The organism is Paenibacillus sp. J2L1-98, assembly GCF_056269405.1.
On the sequence record NZ_JBWDNW010000003.1, the window covers coordinates 335,704 to 351,987 of the forward strand.

The following is a 16,284-nucleotide window of genomic DNA, read 5'->3' on the forward strand; positions in this document are numbered from 1 at the left end:
GAAGCGTTATGGCTAAAAATAAAATTATCATCGTTGGCGGCGGTTTGGCCGGCTTGATGGCTACCATTAAAGCGGCTGAAGCAGGCGTACACGTTGATCTGTTCTCACTTGTACCGGTCAAACGTTCCCACTCAGTATGTGCACAGGGCGGCATTAACGGCGCTGTTAATACAAAAGGGGAAGGCGATTCTCCGTGGGAGCATTTCGACGATACCGTATACGGCGGAGATTTCCTCGCGAATCAGCCACCGGTTAAAGCAATGTGCGACGCCGCACCAGGCATTATTCACCTCATGGACCGGATGGGCGTTATGTTCAGCCGTACGTCCGAGGGTTTGCTCGACTTCCGCCGGTTCGGCGGCACGAAGCATTCCCGCACAGCATTCGCGGGCGCTACGACAGGCCAGCAGCTTCTATACGCACTCGACGAGCAAGTACGCCGCTGGGAAGCAGCGGGGCTAGTCAACAAATACGAGCACTGGGAATTTCTTGGCGCTGTTGTTGACGATGACGGTATTTGCCGCGGTGTATCGGCGCAGGATTTGCGTACGATGGAAGTACACACGGTTCGCGCGGATGCGGTTATTCTTGCATCAGGCGGTCCCGGCATTATTTTCGGAAAAACAACGAACTCCGTTATCAATACAGGTACAGCTGCCAGCGCGGTGTATCAGCAGGGCGTCAACTACGCCAACGGCGAGTTCATTCAAATTCACCCTACAGCGATTCCAGGCGACGACAAGCTCCGCTTGATGTCCGAATCGGCTCGCGGTGAAGGCGGACGAATCTGGACGTACAAAGACGGCAAGCCTTGGTACTTCCTGGAGGAAAAATATCCGGCATACGGAAATCTCGTGCCCCGCGACATCGCTACGCGTGAAATATTCAGCGTGTGCGTCGATCAGAAGCTTGGCATCAACCAAGAAAACATGGTTTACCTTGATCTGTCCCATAAAGATCCGAAGGAGCTTGACGTTAAGCTTGGCGGTATCATCGAAATTTATGAGAAGTTCATGGGCGATGACCCTCGCAAAATTCCGATGAAAATTTTCCCTGCGGTTCACTACTCAATGGGCGGCATGTGGGTCGATTACAATCAAATGACGAACATTCCTGGTCTGTTCGCAGCCGGTGAGTGCGAGTATCAATACCACGGTGCGAACCGTCTGGGCGCGAACTCCTTGCTATCCGCTATTTACGGCGGTATGGTTGCCGGTCCGAAGGCTGTGGAATATATCAAAGGCTTGAAAAAATCAGCTGAAGATGTTGCTTCCTCCGTATTCGACCGCGAGAACAAGCGTCAAACCGATAAATACAACAGCATCATTAAAATGAACGGAAATGAGAACGCGTATGTCATTCATAAAGAGCTTGGCGAATGGATGACGAACAACATGACCGTTGTACGCTTTAACGATAAGCTGGAGCAAACGATTCATAAGATCAAAGAACTCAAGCAGCGTTATAAAAACATCAATATCAACGATTCGGCGCAATGGAACAACGCAGGTGTTGCCTTCACTCGTCAGCTTTGGAACATGCTTGAGCTGTCCGAAGCGATGACGCTTGGCGGATTGCTGCGTAACGAGAGCCGCGGCGCCCACTACAAACCGGAATTCCCGGATCGCGATGACGATCATTTCATGAAATCGACGATTGCGAAATGGACGAAGGAAGGTCCGCAAATTTCGTATGAGGACATCGACGTAAGCCTGATCAAGCCTCGTAAACGCGATTACTCGAGCGATAAGAAGAAAGGAGAATAATGATGGCTGAAACGACTGTTGCTACAAAATCGGTTAAGTTTATCATCACACGTCAAGATACTCCTGACTCAAAGCCATATACGGAAGAGTTCGAAATTCCTTACCGCGCGAATATGAACGTCATTAGCGGTTTGATGGAAATTCAACGTAATCCGAAAAAGGCGGATGGCGCGAGCACTGCACCGGTATGCTGGGATTCCAACTGTTTGGAAGAAGTATGCGGCGCATGTTCGATGGTTATTAACGGCAAGCCGCGTCAAGCGTGCAGCGCGCTGGTCGATAAGCTGGAGCAGCCGATTCGTCTTGAGCCGATGAGCACGTTCCCTGTTGTCCGTGACCTCGTTATTAACCGCGAGCGCATGTTTGGCGCCTTAAAGCGTGTGAAGGCATGGATTCCGATTGATGGAACGTATGATTTGGGTCCAGGACCGCGCATGGCGGAAACGAAGCGCCAATGGGCGTACGAGCTATCCAAATGTATGACATGCGGCGTTTGCCTTGAAGCATGTCCTAACGTTAACGACCGCAACAGCTTTATCGGTCCTGCAGCGATTTCTCAGGTTCGCTTGTTTAACGCACATCCAACAGGTGAGATGAACAAAGAGGAACGTCTGGATGCGCTTATGACCGACGGCGGCATCGAAGGCTGCGGTAACTCGCAAAACTGTGTTCGCGCATGTCCGAAGGGCATTCCGCTTACGACCTCGATCGCAGCGATCAACAAGGATACAACGAAGCACTTGTTCAAGAAATGGCTCGGCATGTAGAGCTATCGGAAAATCGGAAGCCCCTGATTAAATTGGGGCTTTCTTTTCGTTTTGATATTGATTATTATTATCAATGATAGTGGATTGGGAATCCTTTGTCAATTACGGAGGGGAGGAAGTTTGGCGGGATTGAATTCGGCATTAAGCTGGAAATAAAAAAACCGCCTCAGCGGTTTCTCGTCTTACATCCATTGTTCTCCCCATTTTTGAATGGACTCGATAACAGGTTCAAGCTCGCGTCCTTTGCAAGTTAGCTCGTACTCAATGCGTACGGGCATTTCAGGATAAACTTGGCGTTTAATAATCGTTATGGTTTCAAGCTCTTTCATTCGGTCCGTTAGCATTTTGTCGCTCATCTCGGGAATTTGCTCTTTAATCTCTTTGAACCGTTTTGGTCCGCCAAGCAATACCCGAATAATTCTGCCAGTCCACTTCTTACCTAATATGTCGGCTGCGGCTTCATACTTTGGGCACATTGTCGAATAATCCAACCGTATCACCCCGCTTTTTGTATTACCATTGTAGCATATGTACAAACTAAAAGTAAGTTCATTTCAGTGGGAATACGCGAGTGGTTGATATTTATATATTTACTATGTAAAAGTTAGTTTTAAACAATTCAGTTGAGCCTCTTCCTTATAACCGGATAATGATTAATCCAAGAATGGTAAATACAAAGGCAGCCCACTGGACGAACGTAAGCTTTTCTTTATAGACCGCAATCGCGCCAGCCGCTACTACGAGGCTGTTAGTCGCAAATATGGGTGCGGCCAGATTCGCTTGTCCTGTCGCAAGTGCCATCGCATAAAGTTGTAATCCGCCGTATGAGAACAACCCGGCAATAATGCCGAACCATAGTCCGGTGTGACTTGCAGAGCGTGAAACGGTTGCTTTGGAAGGAATAAGAAACCAGCAGAGCGAGAGGAAATAAGCAATGAACAGAATCGGGGCGCTGGGCAGTCCAAGCTCGTCCGTCACCTTTAAGCCGCCATTTCGCAGAGCGAACATAACGATAGCTATTCCGACGAGTATGAACCATCGTTTTTCCTTGATCGTAAGCGGTTCCTTCCGTTTGTGGGCAATAAACACAACAGCGAGCAGCAGCAGCGTGATGCCGATCGCCTCAGAGGCGCTGAGCGGCTCCTTGTACCACCATGTCGCTAGAGCGACAACCAAGATGATGTTCATGTTCGTAAGCGGGGAGGTTAAGCTGGCAGGGCCGTAATGCAGTGCCTTCATAAATAGGGAGTTTCCCCAAGCAGAGCCTGCTCCGATAAGGATTCCGGCAATCCATATATCCGGATCCGCAAGCATAGCGAAAGTTCCTTCCAGCGCTGAATGCACGCCAAAACCGAGCGTCCCGGACGCGTATAATCCGAGCAGCAGCGTTCTAGTCGAGCCGCCGCGCATTTGTGATACTTTCATCCACCAGCCTGCTAGTCCAAATAAGATTGCGCTGCTGATGGCCGTAATGAGCCACATGGATGTTCAACCCCTCAAATTTGTTACACAAATGAAATAGTTCTGTTATCGTCTTATTACATTATTGGGCTAATATAATAAACAAGACCCCCTTTTTATTATATCTTTTGGGACCTGCAGCGTGCAGGTCCCCCTTTTTTTTTCGGCATCATTTTTTAAAGCGTTATAGCGGCACAATGACCTGCTGACGCTTGCGATAAAACACCCACTGCGTAAAACCGATTTCCTTCAGCCGTTTTTGAACGAGCTCCCACTCATCGCCGACTCTGCTTGGCACATGAGCGTCCGAGCCAAAGGTTACGTTCACACCAAAGTGAAGCGCACGCTCCAAAATCGCATCCGACGGATACCAGCCGCCGACATCCTTCGTATTGCCTGATGTGTTGATTTCGATGGATACGCCGCATTCGGCAATCGTCCGCAGCGCGTCGTCGATCCCCTCATTCGCCGGTATGTCGGAGAACGCAGGATAATAGCCCTTCATGGCATCGATGTGTCCCAAAATATTGAACATACCGCTCCGCGCGGATTGCTTAATCAGATCATAATAATTATTTTTCACAGCGGCATGCTGCTCTTCATTCAAGTTTTTCCAGCGATTCCGGTTGAAAATACTGACACCGCCTACTTGATGGACGGATCCAATTAAATAATCGAAGGGAACGCCCTCGAATGCCTTCCGGTAGCTATCCAGATAGTCAGGGAAAAAATCAGACTCCATGCCGAGCAGAACTTCGATTGTACCTGCGTATTTCTCTTTCATGCGCAGTACTTCATCGATATAGTTAGCGAAATCGCTTCTTGCCATTGCAATGCCGGGTGAAGGCTGGTCCTCCTTGTGGTAAAAGTAAGGCGAGTGATCGGAGATGCCGATAACGGAAAGTCCGGCGTCAATACCTGCGAGGATATAGTCTTCGATCGTGCCATTGGCATGGCCGCATCTGACATGATGGGTATGTAAGTCGAATTTCATTATAATCTCTCCTTGAATTTTGTCTGAAGTGTTTAGTTATTCGCTGCTAATGAAATGATGCTCGGGCATACCTTTTAGGTCGCTAAGAAATTGCTGCAGCGCGGTATTAATGTAACGCCCGGATTTATAGACGACGCCTACAGGATGACTCGTTTCAAGCTCATTAACCTTGATCATCTTTAGTGTACCCAACCGCAGCTCATTCGCAATCGAAAGCTTCGATACGACGGCAGCGCCCAGATTAATCTCAACCATACGCTTCACTTCTTCGCTGCTTGAAACTTCCATTACGATATTCGGCTGAATGTTGTATTTGCGGAATATTTGATCGACGAATCTGCGGCCGAGCGTATCGGGAGCGAGCATGATCATTGGAATGTCCTTGAGCGTGTCAACTGTCGTATGATTCAAGCTGCTCATCGGATGAGATGGGGGCACGACGAGCTCAAACGTATCATAATAAAGGACGGAGGAGGTGACGTTCGGATTTTTTTCGGTCAAGTATGTAATACCGATATCGACTGAGCCGTTCTCGACGCTTGTCATGACTTGGGATGAGGGCATGGAATGTATCGTTGTTTTGATTAATGGAAATTGGTTTTGAAAATATGATAGTACACGCGGCAAAATTTGAATAGCGATCGATGAAGTTGTTCCAAGTAAAATGTGACCTTGAGGAGTTTGGTTCAAATCGGACAGCTTTTGCTTTAGTTCTTCCACAATCGTAAGGATTTGCTCCGCATGCTCCAAAAAAACTTGTCCATGATCGGTTAAAGTTACCGGTTGATTACGATCGATAAGAACCGTCTTAAACTCATCCTCCAGACTTTTAATTTGCGCCGATACGGCAGGCTGGGTCAGGTTGAGCAGCTCGCCTGCTTTCCGGAAGCTCATCGTCTTGGATATTGTAAGGAGTGTTTCAAGCTGGTTAATGTTCACGTCAATCCCTCCTTTCAAAGGTACAGAATGCTCGATATGTATTACACTATTATAATAGATTGAAGAGGTTACGGCAAAAAAAGGGCTGTGCCTGCATCAGGCACAGATTGCCCGAGCGAGTACAGCCCTTGTAATCGAATGTAGAGCAGACTTCTAGAGCCACTCCTTCTTGCGGAAAATGAAAAACATGCTTATGCCAAGCAGCAGCATAATGCCGAGTAAAATGTAAGAGCCCATATGGAGATGGAGCCCCGGTATAAAATCGAAATTCATCCCGTAAATGCCGGTTATAAAGGTTAGCGGCATGAATATCGTCGTAATCGCGGTGAACACCCGCATGATTTCATTGGCGCGGTTAGCGACGCTGGACTGGTACGCTTCTCGCAAGTTTCCCATGAGATCGCGGTACGTATCGAACGACTCGGCGATTTTCAATGCGTTTTCGTAAATATCGCTAAAATATTTTTGCAGCTGGTCGTCAATCAGCTTAAGGTCTTTCTTATTAAGTGTAGCAATAACGTCGCGCTGCGGACCGAGCACCTTCTTGAGCCACAATATTTCGCCGCGCAAACCGATGATTTCATTCAAATGCGATTTTTTCGTATGCATCAAAATATCCTCTTCCAGCGCTTCGATACGGTTATCGATTCGGTCGCCGACGAGGAAATAGTTATCAACTACAATGTCGACAAGGTGATACAAGAAATAATCGGGACGGCTAACCTCTTGTTCCCATAGTACGGGCTTTAAAGAGCGCAGCTCGTTAATTTTCTGCTTCGTGACCGTAATGATATAATGACGGCCGAGAAAAATATTCAGCGCCCTCAGAAAAATTTCCTCATCATCGAACCGGATGCTGTTAATAACAATAAAATAATGGCTTTCATAAATTTCTATCTTCGGACGCTGCTCCTCTTCGCTGAGGCAATCCTCTACAGCCAGGTCATGCATGTTGAACATCGGCTGCAGAATAGCAAGGTCCTCCACGTCCGCATCAATCCAGTAAAATCCTTCTGTCGTGGGAATAAGTGTTTCATTAATATCTTCAATAGTAGTAAATACGCCATTGCTAACGAGACGAATCTTCAACCGGAGTCACTCCTTTCTTTCTTTAGAGGAAACTGCCGGCTGAATCGGAATTGGCCGGCAGTAACCGTATTCGATAATCATCAGGCTTCGGTCTGTCGCCTTCCATGTCCGTTTGCACCCCTTTTTAGTGGAATTGACGTAATAATTCTTGTCTAGTATACTCCTGCATCAGCTTTACATTCAAGCATAAAAACGACGCTTTTTCGGCTATATCTTTAGTTTATGCAAAGGACCTTCTTGACGCGATTGACAGAATGCATTAAAGTGAAATTGAAATGAAACCGCGGAAAATTGAATAGACTACTTTCTTATCAAGAGCAGGCGGAGGGACTAGCCCGATGAAGCCCGGCAACCGGCGTGAAATACGCACGGTGCTAATTCTTGCGGAAACCATTAAGTTTCTGAGAGATGAGGGAGGCGGATGGCTTCTTTACTGAGCATACGACCTTTTCTCACAGCAGAAAGGGTCTTTTTCTTGTTCAAGCGGTCATACTGCCTAAAGAGGAGTGAACAACATGCCCATTAAAGTACCAGACAACTTACCGGCAAAAGAAATTTTAAGTAACGAGAACATTTTCGTCATGGATGAGAGTGTCGCCTATCATCAGGATATTAGGCCGCTTCGCATTGCCATCCTAAACTTAATGCCGACTAAGGAAACAACCGAAACGCAGCTGCTGAGGCTTATCGGCAACACACCGCTGCAGGTCGAGGTCGTATTGCTGCACCCAAAAACGCATACTTCGAAAAATACATCGGCCGAACATTTGGAATCCTTTTATAAAACGTTTGACGAGATCTCGCATGAATATTATGACGGGCTCATCATTACGGGCGCGCCAGTAGAGCATATGCCTTTTGAGGAAGTCAACTACTGGGAAGAGCTGAAGGAAATAATGGATTGGAGCGCTAAGCGGGTAACTTCTACGTTCCATATTTGTTGGGCGGCGCAGGCTGGTCTTTACCACCATTACAATGTGCCGAAATATAATTTGGACAGCAAAATGTTCGGGGTATATCCGCACACCGTCGAGAAACGCAATGTTAGCCTGCTGCGCGGCTTTGATGAAATGTTTTACGTGCCGCAATCGCGTCATACCGAGGTGCGCCGCGAGGATATCGAGCCGGTCGAGACACTGGATATTTTATCGGATTCAACGGATTCCGGTGTATATATCGTCGCTTCTAAGGATGGCAGACAAATTTTTGTTACGGGCCATTCCGAATACGATCCGACGTCGCTTAAGTTCGAATATGACCGCGATAAGGCCAAAGGACTCCGCATTGACGTGCCGAAAAACTATTTCCCGGGAGATAATCCGGAAAGCCTGCCGCTTTCGACTTGGCGCGCGCATGCGAACCTGTTATTCTCGAACTGGCTTAACTATTATGTATACCAGCAAACACCGTTTGATTTAGGTGCAGGCATTTAACAATAGACGAGGGAGTGCTCCACAACAATGAAGATTGAAAGTCATTTAGCTCAAATCGGTTCCATTAAAGAGCCTGTAACCGGAGCGGTAAGCTTTCCAGTGTACCAGGCAACCGCATTCCGCCATCCTAAGCTCGGAGAAAGCACAGGATTTGATTATGCGCGTACGAAAAGCCCGACAAGAGCGGTGCTTGAGGAAGCGGCTGCACAGCTGGAATCGGGCGATGCAGCATTTGCCTGCAGCTCCGGCATGGCTGCGCTGCAAACGATATTCGCCTTATTCAGCCAAGGCGATCATTTGATCGTATCGCTTGATTTGTACGGGGGTACTTACCGCCTGCTGGAGCGGATTATGTCAAGATTCGGCGTAACGGCTTCTTATGTGGACACGAACGACATCGATGCGATGTCGGCATTATGGACGCCGAATACGAAAGCGGTTCTGATCGAAACGCCGACTAATCCGCTCATGATGATTACGGACATCGAGCGGGTAGCGGCATGGGCAAAGTCTAAGGGCTTGCTGACGATCGTGGATAATACGCTGCTTACGCCGTTTTTCCAACGTCCAATCGAGCTGGGAGCAGACATTATCATTCATAGCGCAACCAAATATTTGGGCGGCCACAATGACGTTCTGGCCGGCCTTATCGTTACGAAAGGCAAGGAGCTGTCAGACGAGATGGCCTTCCTTCACAACTCCATTGGAGCTGTTCTCGGACCGCAGGATTCATGGCTGCTCATGAGAGGCATGAAGACGCTGGCGCTGCGTATGGAGCGCCACCAATACAACGCGACTGCGATTGCAAATTATTTGCTTGAGCACCCGGCAGTTGAAGATGTTTATTATCCGGCGCTGCCGCATCATCCCGGGCATGATGTTCAGAATAGACAGTCCTCCGGCAATACCGGCATTTTCTCCTTCCGCCTGAAGGATGCCCGTTACGTAGAGCCTGTTTTGCGCCATATTAAGCTGATTGCCTTTGCTGAGAGCCTGGGCGGCGTTGAGTCTCTAATGACATATCCGGCTGTTCAGACGCATGCGGATATCCCGCTTGAAATTCGTCAGGCTATCGGCGTCGACGACCGTCTGCTGCGCTTCTCGGTCGGCATCGAGCATGCTGACGATTTGATCGGGGACTTAGAGCAAGCGCTGGCAGCGGCTAAACGCGAAATTGAGGAGGGTCAATAACTGATGAGCTATGATACCAACAAATCGAAGCCTCAAGATCGGCGTTTTGCAACGAAACTGCTCCATTTCGGCGCAGAGATTGATGAGCATACGGGTGCATCAAGCGTGCCCATCTATCAAGCTTCGACGTTTCATCATCATGATATTTTCAATCCGCCGCAATACGATTACAGCCGCTCAGGCAATCCTACCCGCCAGGCGCTTGAGGATTATATCGCGCTGCTTGAGGGTGGAGCCCGCGGCTTGGCGTTCGCATCAGGCATGGCTGCGATATCGACGACCTTTCTGCTGCTGTCTGCAGGAGAGCATGTTATCGTAACAGAGGACGTATACGGCGGGACGTACCGCCTGCTTACGACGATTCTAGACCGGCTTGGCATCGAGTCTACGTTCGTCGATATGACCGATTTCGAAGCGGTTAAAGCTGCGCATAAGCCAAATACAAAAGCGGTATTTATGGAGACGCCTTCGAATCCGACGCTCAAAATTACGAATATTGCTGAGACGACGGCATGGGCGAAGGAGCATGGGCTGCTCACAATGCTGGATAATACGTTTATGACTCCTTATCACCAGCGTCCGATCGAGCATGGTGTCGATATTGTACTGCACAGCGCGACGAAGTTTCTGAGCGGCCATAGCGATGTGCTGGCAGGTCTTGCAGTTACCGCTGACGAGGGTCTCGGCAAACGCTTGAAGCAGCTTCAAAACGGTATGGGAACTGTTCTAAGCGCGCAGGAGTCGTGGCTGCTGATGCGCGGCATGAAAACGCTGAAGGCGCGGATGGAGTATAGCGAGCAAAGCGCGCGCAGATTGGCAGAATGGCTGTCGGGACATAAGGATGTAACTGCTGTTTATTATCCAGGCCTCGCTAACCATCCGGGCCGGGCTATACATGAGAAGCAATCGCTTGGGTACGGCGCCGTCGTCTCCTTCGATGTGGGCAGCGGGGAACGTGCCAAATCGCTGCTGAGCAAGGTTCAACTACCTCTGGTAGCTGTCAGCTTAGGTGCGGTAGAGAGTATTTTATCCTACCCGGCGATGATGTCGCATGCGGCAATGCCTAAGGAAGTGCGTCATGAGCGCGGCATAACGGACGGCTTGGTTCGTTACTCGGTAGGCTTAGAGGATATCGAGGATCTGATCGAGGATTTGGATCAAGCGCTTCGCGCTTAATCGGGACGAAATGAAAGAAAAGCACGGTTGTTCTAACGGACACGCCGTGTTTTTCCTTATTTCAGGCCGAGAGGGCATCATATGGCAAGTGACTTGGAGCAGAGATATATGTTAGGATAAAGTGATTGTCTACTAAGAACGGAACTAAGGAGGTCTTACGGAATGGGAACGTTAGACCATATTTTGGATAAGGCATTGCGCGGAGAGCGAATTGAGCTTGAAGAAGGCATGGAGCTGTTAGCTTCGGATCAGATCGAGAAGATGGGACATGTGGCTAATCAGATCATGCTGAAGCATCATCCTGAACCGATAACGACATTTGTCGTTGGCCGAAATGTTAACTACACGAACGTATGCGATGTCTATTGCCGTTTTTGCGCGTTTTACCGCGCTCCGGGCTCTAAGGAAGGCTACGTGCTGCCTGATGAGACCATCTTGAATAAAATTCAAGAGACGGTTAACGTTGGCGGTACCGAAATTTTGATGCAGGGCGGTACAAATCCTAATTTGCCGTTTACGTATTATTTGGACCTGCTTCGCAAGATTAAGCAGCACTTTCCAGACATTACGATGCACTCGTTCTCGCCTGCGGAAATTCAGAAGATGAAGGTCGTATCGGACGGCCTCTCGCTCGATGAAGTCATTAGACAGCTGCATGAAGCGGGACTCGATTCTTTGCCCGGCGGCGGAGCAGAAATTTTGGATGACCGCACGCGCCGGAAGATCAGCCGGATGAAGGGCTTATGGACGGACTGGATGGACGTAATGAAGTCTGCGCACCGCCATGGGATGAACACGACTGCAACGATGGTGTACGGACTCGGCGAGACGGTCGAGGAGCGCGCGTTACATATGCTGCGCATCCGTGACGCTCAAGACGAATGCATTGCGAATAAATACGATTCGACCGGCTTCCTGGCTTTCATCTCCTGGCCTTTCCAGCCAGACAATACAAACTTGAAGCTGGAGAAGGCGAAGCCTGAAGAATATTTGCGCATCGTTGCGGCCAGCCGTATTATGCTTGATAACATTCCGAATTTCCAGTCGTCATGGGTGACAATGGGTCCGGAAATGGGCAAGCTGTCGCTGTCCTATGGATGCAACGATTTTGGCAGCACGATGATCGAGGAAAACGTAGTTTCGGCTGCGGGAACGACTCACAAAGTAAACATCGAACTCATTCTTCAGCTCATTCGCGAATGCGGTAAAATCCCTGCTCAGCGGGATACGAAATATAATATTTTGAAAGTCTACAATGAAGCCGATAAAGCTGATCTTGATTTTATTATGCAAAATTAGCTTGTTTTGGCCATATAGCAACGGATTAGATGCGTTTGTCGATCGTTCTCCTCTTAGCAGGCAAGAACGGTCGGCAGACGTTTTTTCGTATGTCCAGATTCCCTTACATTCCAATGTCTTCATCGTATATCCCCGTACGCGGCACCATATACTGATAAGGAAGGAAAGGGGTGAGCTTATGGAGCTATTTACGGTATCGTTGCCTACAAGCCTCCAAAAGTCGGTTAATAAACTCACGAATTTGTTGACGGAACAAGCGCTCGTCGATTTACATATTGGCTCAAATGCTGAGCAACCGGCCGTAATCGAATTTTTGCAGGTATCCGGGCAGGATATACGGTGTCAGGCATTATTGCCGCATTTTCAACTGAAAACGCATGGTCCAGCTGTGTATAAAGCAGCGGCGGCGGCGATTGCCGAATTCGTGGTTAGCGAATTGGAGCCGGGCATGCTGTCTTTCATTATCCGCAGAAAGTATCGGAATAATCATTCGGCCGATGCAGCGGCTATTGAACGTTATTGTCATGATTTGCTCCATGGGAAAGAATGGGATGGCCTAGGCACAAGGTTTCTGGACGCAGACCGGTTAAGGCGGAAAAGCAAGGTGGCCGCTGAGATCGAGCAGTTTTTACAGGAAAATACGCAGCTTAACGTGACAGGATTTACAACATTCAGGCTGGAGCCTTATCGAAAGGAACTAGCCGAGGTCGTGGAATATGCTTTGGATGAATATGTACTCGATAAACAATACCAGGAGTTTATTTCCCTGTTAAAATATTTCGTATTTCTCCAGGATACGAAGCTGCCGATGGTCCATTTGCTGCATAAGGGCGGGCATGACTTCATGCTTTATAATGACAGCTTTCAGCCAATTGACCCGAATCCGCCAACGGACCGCATCGTAGCGGAAATGCTTGAAACGGAAATGAATATCGAGGATATGGTCATTAGCTCGCTGATTGCGGTATCGCCGAAGCATATCACAATTCATACAAAGCAGCCGGATATGCAGGTTATTCGAACGATTGAAACGATTTTTGATCAGCGGGTAACGGTTTGCGTGCAATGCGCATCGTGCAGCAGCAGTCTGGATGAGCTCATACAGCCGTAGGCATCTGTAGCTATAGTCTTGACCAAACGCGCAAGTCGAGCTATAATGACACACATATACGATCTAATCAGCAATGACAAAGACATGTGTCTGCTTACGATATTTGGCCCAGAGAGAGGAAACCCGGCTGTAATTTCCTTCCGTAATATCCGCAGATGTACCCCTTTGAAGCTGTATGGCCCAACCTGTAGCATACTCAATTTTGAGTGAGGCTGCGGCAGTATGCTGTACCGGAAATCTCCGTTACCAGATAATACGAGGACTGCAGGCTTAAGCTATTGCGCTGGAGCAGTCGAAGTAGGGTGGAACCACGAGCACACAAGCACTCGTCCCTTTTTAGGGATGCGTGCTTTTTTTGTGTTCTTTTTTGCTTGGAATAATGGATTTAAGCGATTCGCTTACAGACAAACTGGAGGATGAACGAAAATGGCCATTCAAATCACTTTGCCGGACGGCGCGGTTAGGGAATATGCCGCCGGCACAACAATTGAAGAAGTAGCGGGCTCGATCAGCCCGGGACTGCGGAAAAATGCGATTGCCGGCAAAATCGACGGCAAGGTAGTCGATGTATATACGCCGATCGATGCGGATGCGGCTATCGAGATCGTTACCGTTGAATCGGCAGACGGCCTTGAAGTATACCGCCACAGTACAGCTCACTTACTCGCGCAAGCTATTAAGCGCCTGTACGGAAATACAAACGTTAAGCTTGGCATCGGTCCGGTTATCGAGGACGGCTTCTACTACGATATCGATATGGAGCAATCGTTGACGCCAGAGGATCTCGTGAAAATTGAGAAGGAAATGGAGAAAATCGTTCAGCAAAATATCGATATTCGCCGCCGCGTCGTAAGCAGAGACGAAGCGCTGGCGATTTTCACAGAATTGGATGACAATCTGAAGCTGGAGCTCATTCGTGATCTGCCTGCTGATTCGGTTATTACGATGTATGATCAAGGCGAGTTTTTCGACTTGTGCCGCGGACCGCATCTGCCGTCTACCGGCCGGATTAAAGCCTTTAAGCTGCTGAGCGTCGCTGGTGCTTACTGGCGCGGCGATTCCAAAAACAAAATGCTGCAGCGGATTTACGGAACGGCTTTCCCGAAGAAAGCGCAGCTGGATGAGCATCTCCACTTCCTGGAGGAAGCGAAGAAGCGCGATCACCGTAAGCTGGGCCGCGAGCTGAAAATGTTCACGTTCTCGCGCGAGGTTGGTCAGGGCTTGCCGCTATGGCTGCCGAATGGCTCAAAGCTTCGCAGAACGATGGAGCGTTATATTGTTGATCTAGAGGAAAGACTGGGCTACGAGCATGTATACACGCCTGTTCTTGCGAATGTAGAGCTCTACAAAACCTCCGGCCACTGGGAGCACTACAGCGAGGATATGTTCCCGAAAATGATCATGGATAACGAGGAGCTTGTCCTGCGTCCAATGAACTGTCCTCACCATATGATGGTATTTAAAAGCGATATGCGCAGCTACCGTGATCTGCCTGTTAGGATTGCCGAGCTTGGAACGATGCATCGTTATGAAATGTCGGGCGCGCTCACCGGCCTGCACCGCGTACGCGCGATGACGCTTAATGATGCCCATATTTTCTGCCGGCCGGATCAGATCAAGGAAGAATTCGCGCGCGTCGTCAACCTGATCCGCAAAGTATATGAGGATTTCGGCATTAAAGAATACCGTTTCCGCTTATCCTATCGCGATCCGAAGGATACAGAGAAATATTTCCAAAACGATGAAATGTGGGAAATGTCGCAGCGCATGCTTCGCGAAGTAGTAGAGGAGCTTGATCTTCCGTTTTTCGAGGCAGAAGGAGAAGCGGCATTTTACGGGCCTAAGCTCGACGTACAAATCAAAACGGCACTTGGCAAAGAGGAGACGCTGTCGACTGCACAGCTTGATTTCTTGCTTCCTGAGCGCTTCGAGCTTGAGTATATCGGCGAGGACGGCAAGAAGCATCGTCCGGTCGTTATCCACCGCGGCATCATAAGCACAATGGAAAGAATGACTGCATTCTTGCTTGAAAACTTTGCGGGCGCTTTGCCGCTGTGGCTGTCGCCGGTGCAAGCGAAGGTCATTCCTGTGTCTACTGCTTACGAGGGCTATGCGCGTAAAGTAGCTGAACAGCTGCAATTAAGCGGCGTTCGCGTTGAGAGCGACCTGCGAAACGAGAAGCTGGGCTACAAAATTCGCGAGGCTCAGCTGGAGAAAACGCCTTACATGCTCGTCGTTGGCGAGAATGAAATGCAAGCAGAGGCCGTTTCCGTGCGCAAACGCGGCGAAGGCGATCTCGGCGCGATGCCTGTTGCTGAGCTGATCGCATTGCTCCAGAAGCAAATTGCAGACAAAGAACAATAAGGAATAGCGCATAAAGCTTGGGCCATCGGGGCATTATTCTTCTGAGGAGGAAGTAACCCAGATGGTCACAAGCTTTTTTTATTTTAGAAAAGGACTTACCGCCTTGCTGCTCCTATCTGTTATCGTAATCGGTATAAATGCAACGAGATGCTCGGAGCTAGCCGCGGCGTCATCGCCACAGCCCAGCGGTGCAGGCGGCAAGGCCGCGAATAAGAACAGTGTTACAGGTAAGCTGAACGCATCCGCCCGCACCTCTAAACAGGCAAAGCCGGATACCGTTGAGGTTATCGCCACAGGCTATACGGCAGGCGTGGAATCGACGGGCAAACGTCCGGGGCATCCGCAATACGGCATTACGTTTTCGGGCGTTAAGGTGCGCAGGGATCAAGTGTCGACGATAGCTGCCGATACGAGGCTTTTTCCGATCGGAACTTTGCTGTATATACCCGGTTACGGCTATGGCGTAGTGGCTGACACAGGTTCGGCAATAAAGGGAAAGCGCATCGATTTGTATTTTGAAACGATCAAGCAGGTGTACGAGCAGTGGGGTAAGCGGACGGTTCACGTAGAGGTGCTGCGCAGAGGAACGGGCAAGCTTTCGCAGGCGTGGCTGAACAAAATCAATCTGGCAGTCGAAGCCGGAAAGCCTATCCCGCAAACATATTTGGAATCCTAAAAACCCGTATAATAAGCG

General features: G+C 49.0%; 14 protein-coding genes and 1 riboswitch. Of the genes, 9 read left to right on the forward strand and 5 right to left on the reverse strand.

Annotated elements, in window-relative coordinates; all coding sequences use genetic code 11:
• Positions 1-8: 8 nt before the first annotated feature.
• Entirely contained in the window at positions 9-1,766 is a 1,758-nt protein-coding gene (sdhA, locus tag AC0YNZ_RS09845) for a succinate dehydrogenase flavoprotein subunit (protein WP_475826428.1), read from the forward strand.
• 2 nt (positions 1,767-1,768) lie between these two features.
• Positions 1,769-2,533 carry a succinate dehydrogenase iron-sulfur subunit gene (gene sdhB, locus AC0YNZ_RS09850; RefSeq protein WP_056641163.1) on the forward strand — a complete coding sequence of 255 codons (765 nt, stop codon included), beginning with the start codon at positions 1,769-1,771 and terminating at the stop codon, positions 2,531-2,533.
• A gap of 182 nt (positions 2,534-2,715) precedes the next feature.
• Here the strand turns inward: sdhB and AC0YNZ_RS09855 are convergent, their stop codons facing one another.
• The 5 genes from AC0YNZ_RS09855 to corA form a co-directional block, all read right to left on the reverse strand.
• Positions 2,716-3,024 (reverse strand): winged helix-turn-helix transcriptional regulator, encoded by a 309-nt coding sequence (locus AC0YNZ_RS09855; RefSeq protein ID WP_056641160.1) that lies wholly within the window; start codon positions 3,022-3,024, stop codon positions 2,716-2,718.
• A gap of 145 nt (positions 3,025-3,169) precedes the next feature.
• A complete protein-coding gene (locus AC0YNZ_RS09860; protein ID WP_475826429.1) occupies positions 3,170-4,015 on the reverse strand; it encodes an EamA family transporter in 846 nt (281 codons plus the stop codon).
• 163 nt (positions 4,016-4,178) lie between these two features.
• On the reverse strand, positions 4,179-4,988 hold the full coding sequence (locus tag AC0YNZ_RS09865) for a histidinol-phosphatase (RefSeq protein ID WP_475826430.1): 810 nt from the start codon (positions 4,986-4,988) through the stop codon (positions 4,179-4,181).
• 36 nt (positions 4,989-5,024) lie between these two features.
• Entirely contained in the window at positions 5,025-5,927 is a 903-nt protein-coding gene (locus AC0YNZ_RS09870) for a LysR family transcriptional regulator (RefSeq protein ID WP_475826431.1), read from the reverse strand.
• A gap of 153 nt (positions 5,928-6,080) precedes the next feature.
• Positions 6,081-7,016, reverse strand: a complete 936-nt coding sequence (corA, locus tag AC0YNZ_RS09875) for a magnesium/cobalt transporter CorA (protein ID WP_110769864.1) — start codon at positions 7,014-7,016, stop codon at positions 6,081-6,083.
• A 305-nt stretch (positions 7,017-7,321) separates the two neighbouring features.
• Positions 7,322-7,431: riboswitch (SAM riboswitch) on the forward strand.
• 100 nt (positions 7,432-7,531) lie between these two features.
• On the opposite strand from corA, the gene metA reads away from it, so the two are divergent.
• The 7 genes from metA to AC0YNZ_RS09910 all read left to right on the forward strand — a co-directional run bounded on the left by metA (position 7,532) and on the right by AC0YNZ_RS09910 (position 16,266).
• Positions 7,532-8,449 (forward strand): homoserine O-acetyltransferase MetA, encoded by a 918-nt coding sequence (metA, locus tag AC0YNZ_RS09880; protein ID WP_475826432.1) that lies wholly within the window; start codon positions 7,532-7,534, stop codon positions 8,447-8,449.
• Between the two features lie 27 nt (positions 8,450-8,476).
• Positions 8,477-9,640 carry an aminotransferase class I/II-fold pyridoxal phosphate-dependent enzyme gene (locus tag AC0YNZ_RS09885; protein WP_475826433.1) on the forward strand — a complete coding sequence of 388 codons (1,164 nt, stop codon included), beginning with the start codon at positions 8,477-8,479 and terminating at the stop codon, positions 9,638-9,640.
• 3 nt (positions 9,641-9,643) lie between these two features.
• Positions 9,644-10,816, forward strand: coding sequence for a trans-sulfuration enzyme family protein (locus AC0YNZ_RS09890; protein WP_475826434.1), 1,173 nt, complete (start codon positions 9,644-9,646; stop codon positions 10,814-10,816).
• Between the two features lie 162 nt (positions 10,817-10,978).
• Complete coding sequence (gene mqnC / locus AC0YNZ_RS09895; RefSeq protein WP_475826435.1) at positions 10,979-12,115, forward strand: cyclic dehypoxanthinyl futalosine synthase; 1,137 nt, start codon at positions 10,979-10,981, stop codon at positions 12,113-12,115.
• A gap of 178 nt (positions 12,116-12,293) precedes the next feature.
• Positions 12,294-13,226, forward strand: a complete 933-nt coding sequence (locus AC0YNZ_RS09900; protein WP_475826436.1) for a putative sporulation protein YtxC — start codon at positions 12,294-12,296, stop codon at positions 13,224-13,226.
• A gap of 426 nt (positions 13,227-13,652) precedes the next feature.
• Positions 13,653-15,590 carry a threonine--tRNA ligase gene (thrS, locus tag AC0YNZ_RS09905; RefSeq protein WP_475826437.1) on the forward strand — a complete coding sequence of 646 codons (1,938 nt, stop codon included), beginning with the start codon at positions 13,653-13,655 and terminating at the stop codon, positions 15,588-15,590.
• 61 nt (positions 15,591-15,651) lie between these two features.
• Positions 15,652-16,266, forward strand: a complete 615-nt coding sequence (locus AC0YNZ_RS09910) for a 3D domain-containing protein (protein WP_475826438.1) — start codon at positions 15,652-15,654, stop codon at positions 16,264-16,266.
• The last annotated feature ends 18 nt before the right edge of the window (positions 16,267-16,284 follow it).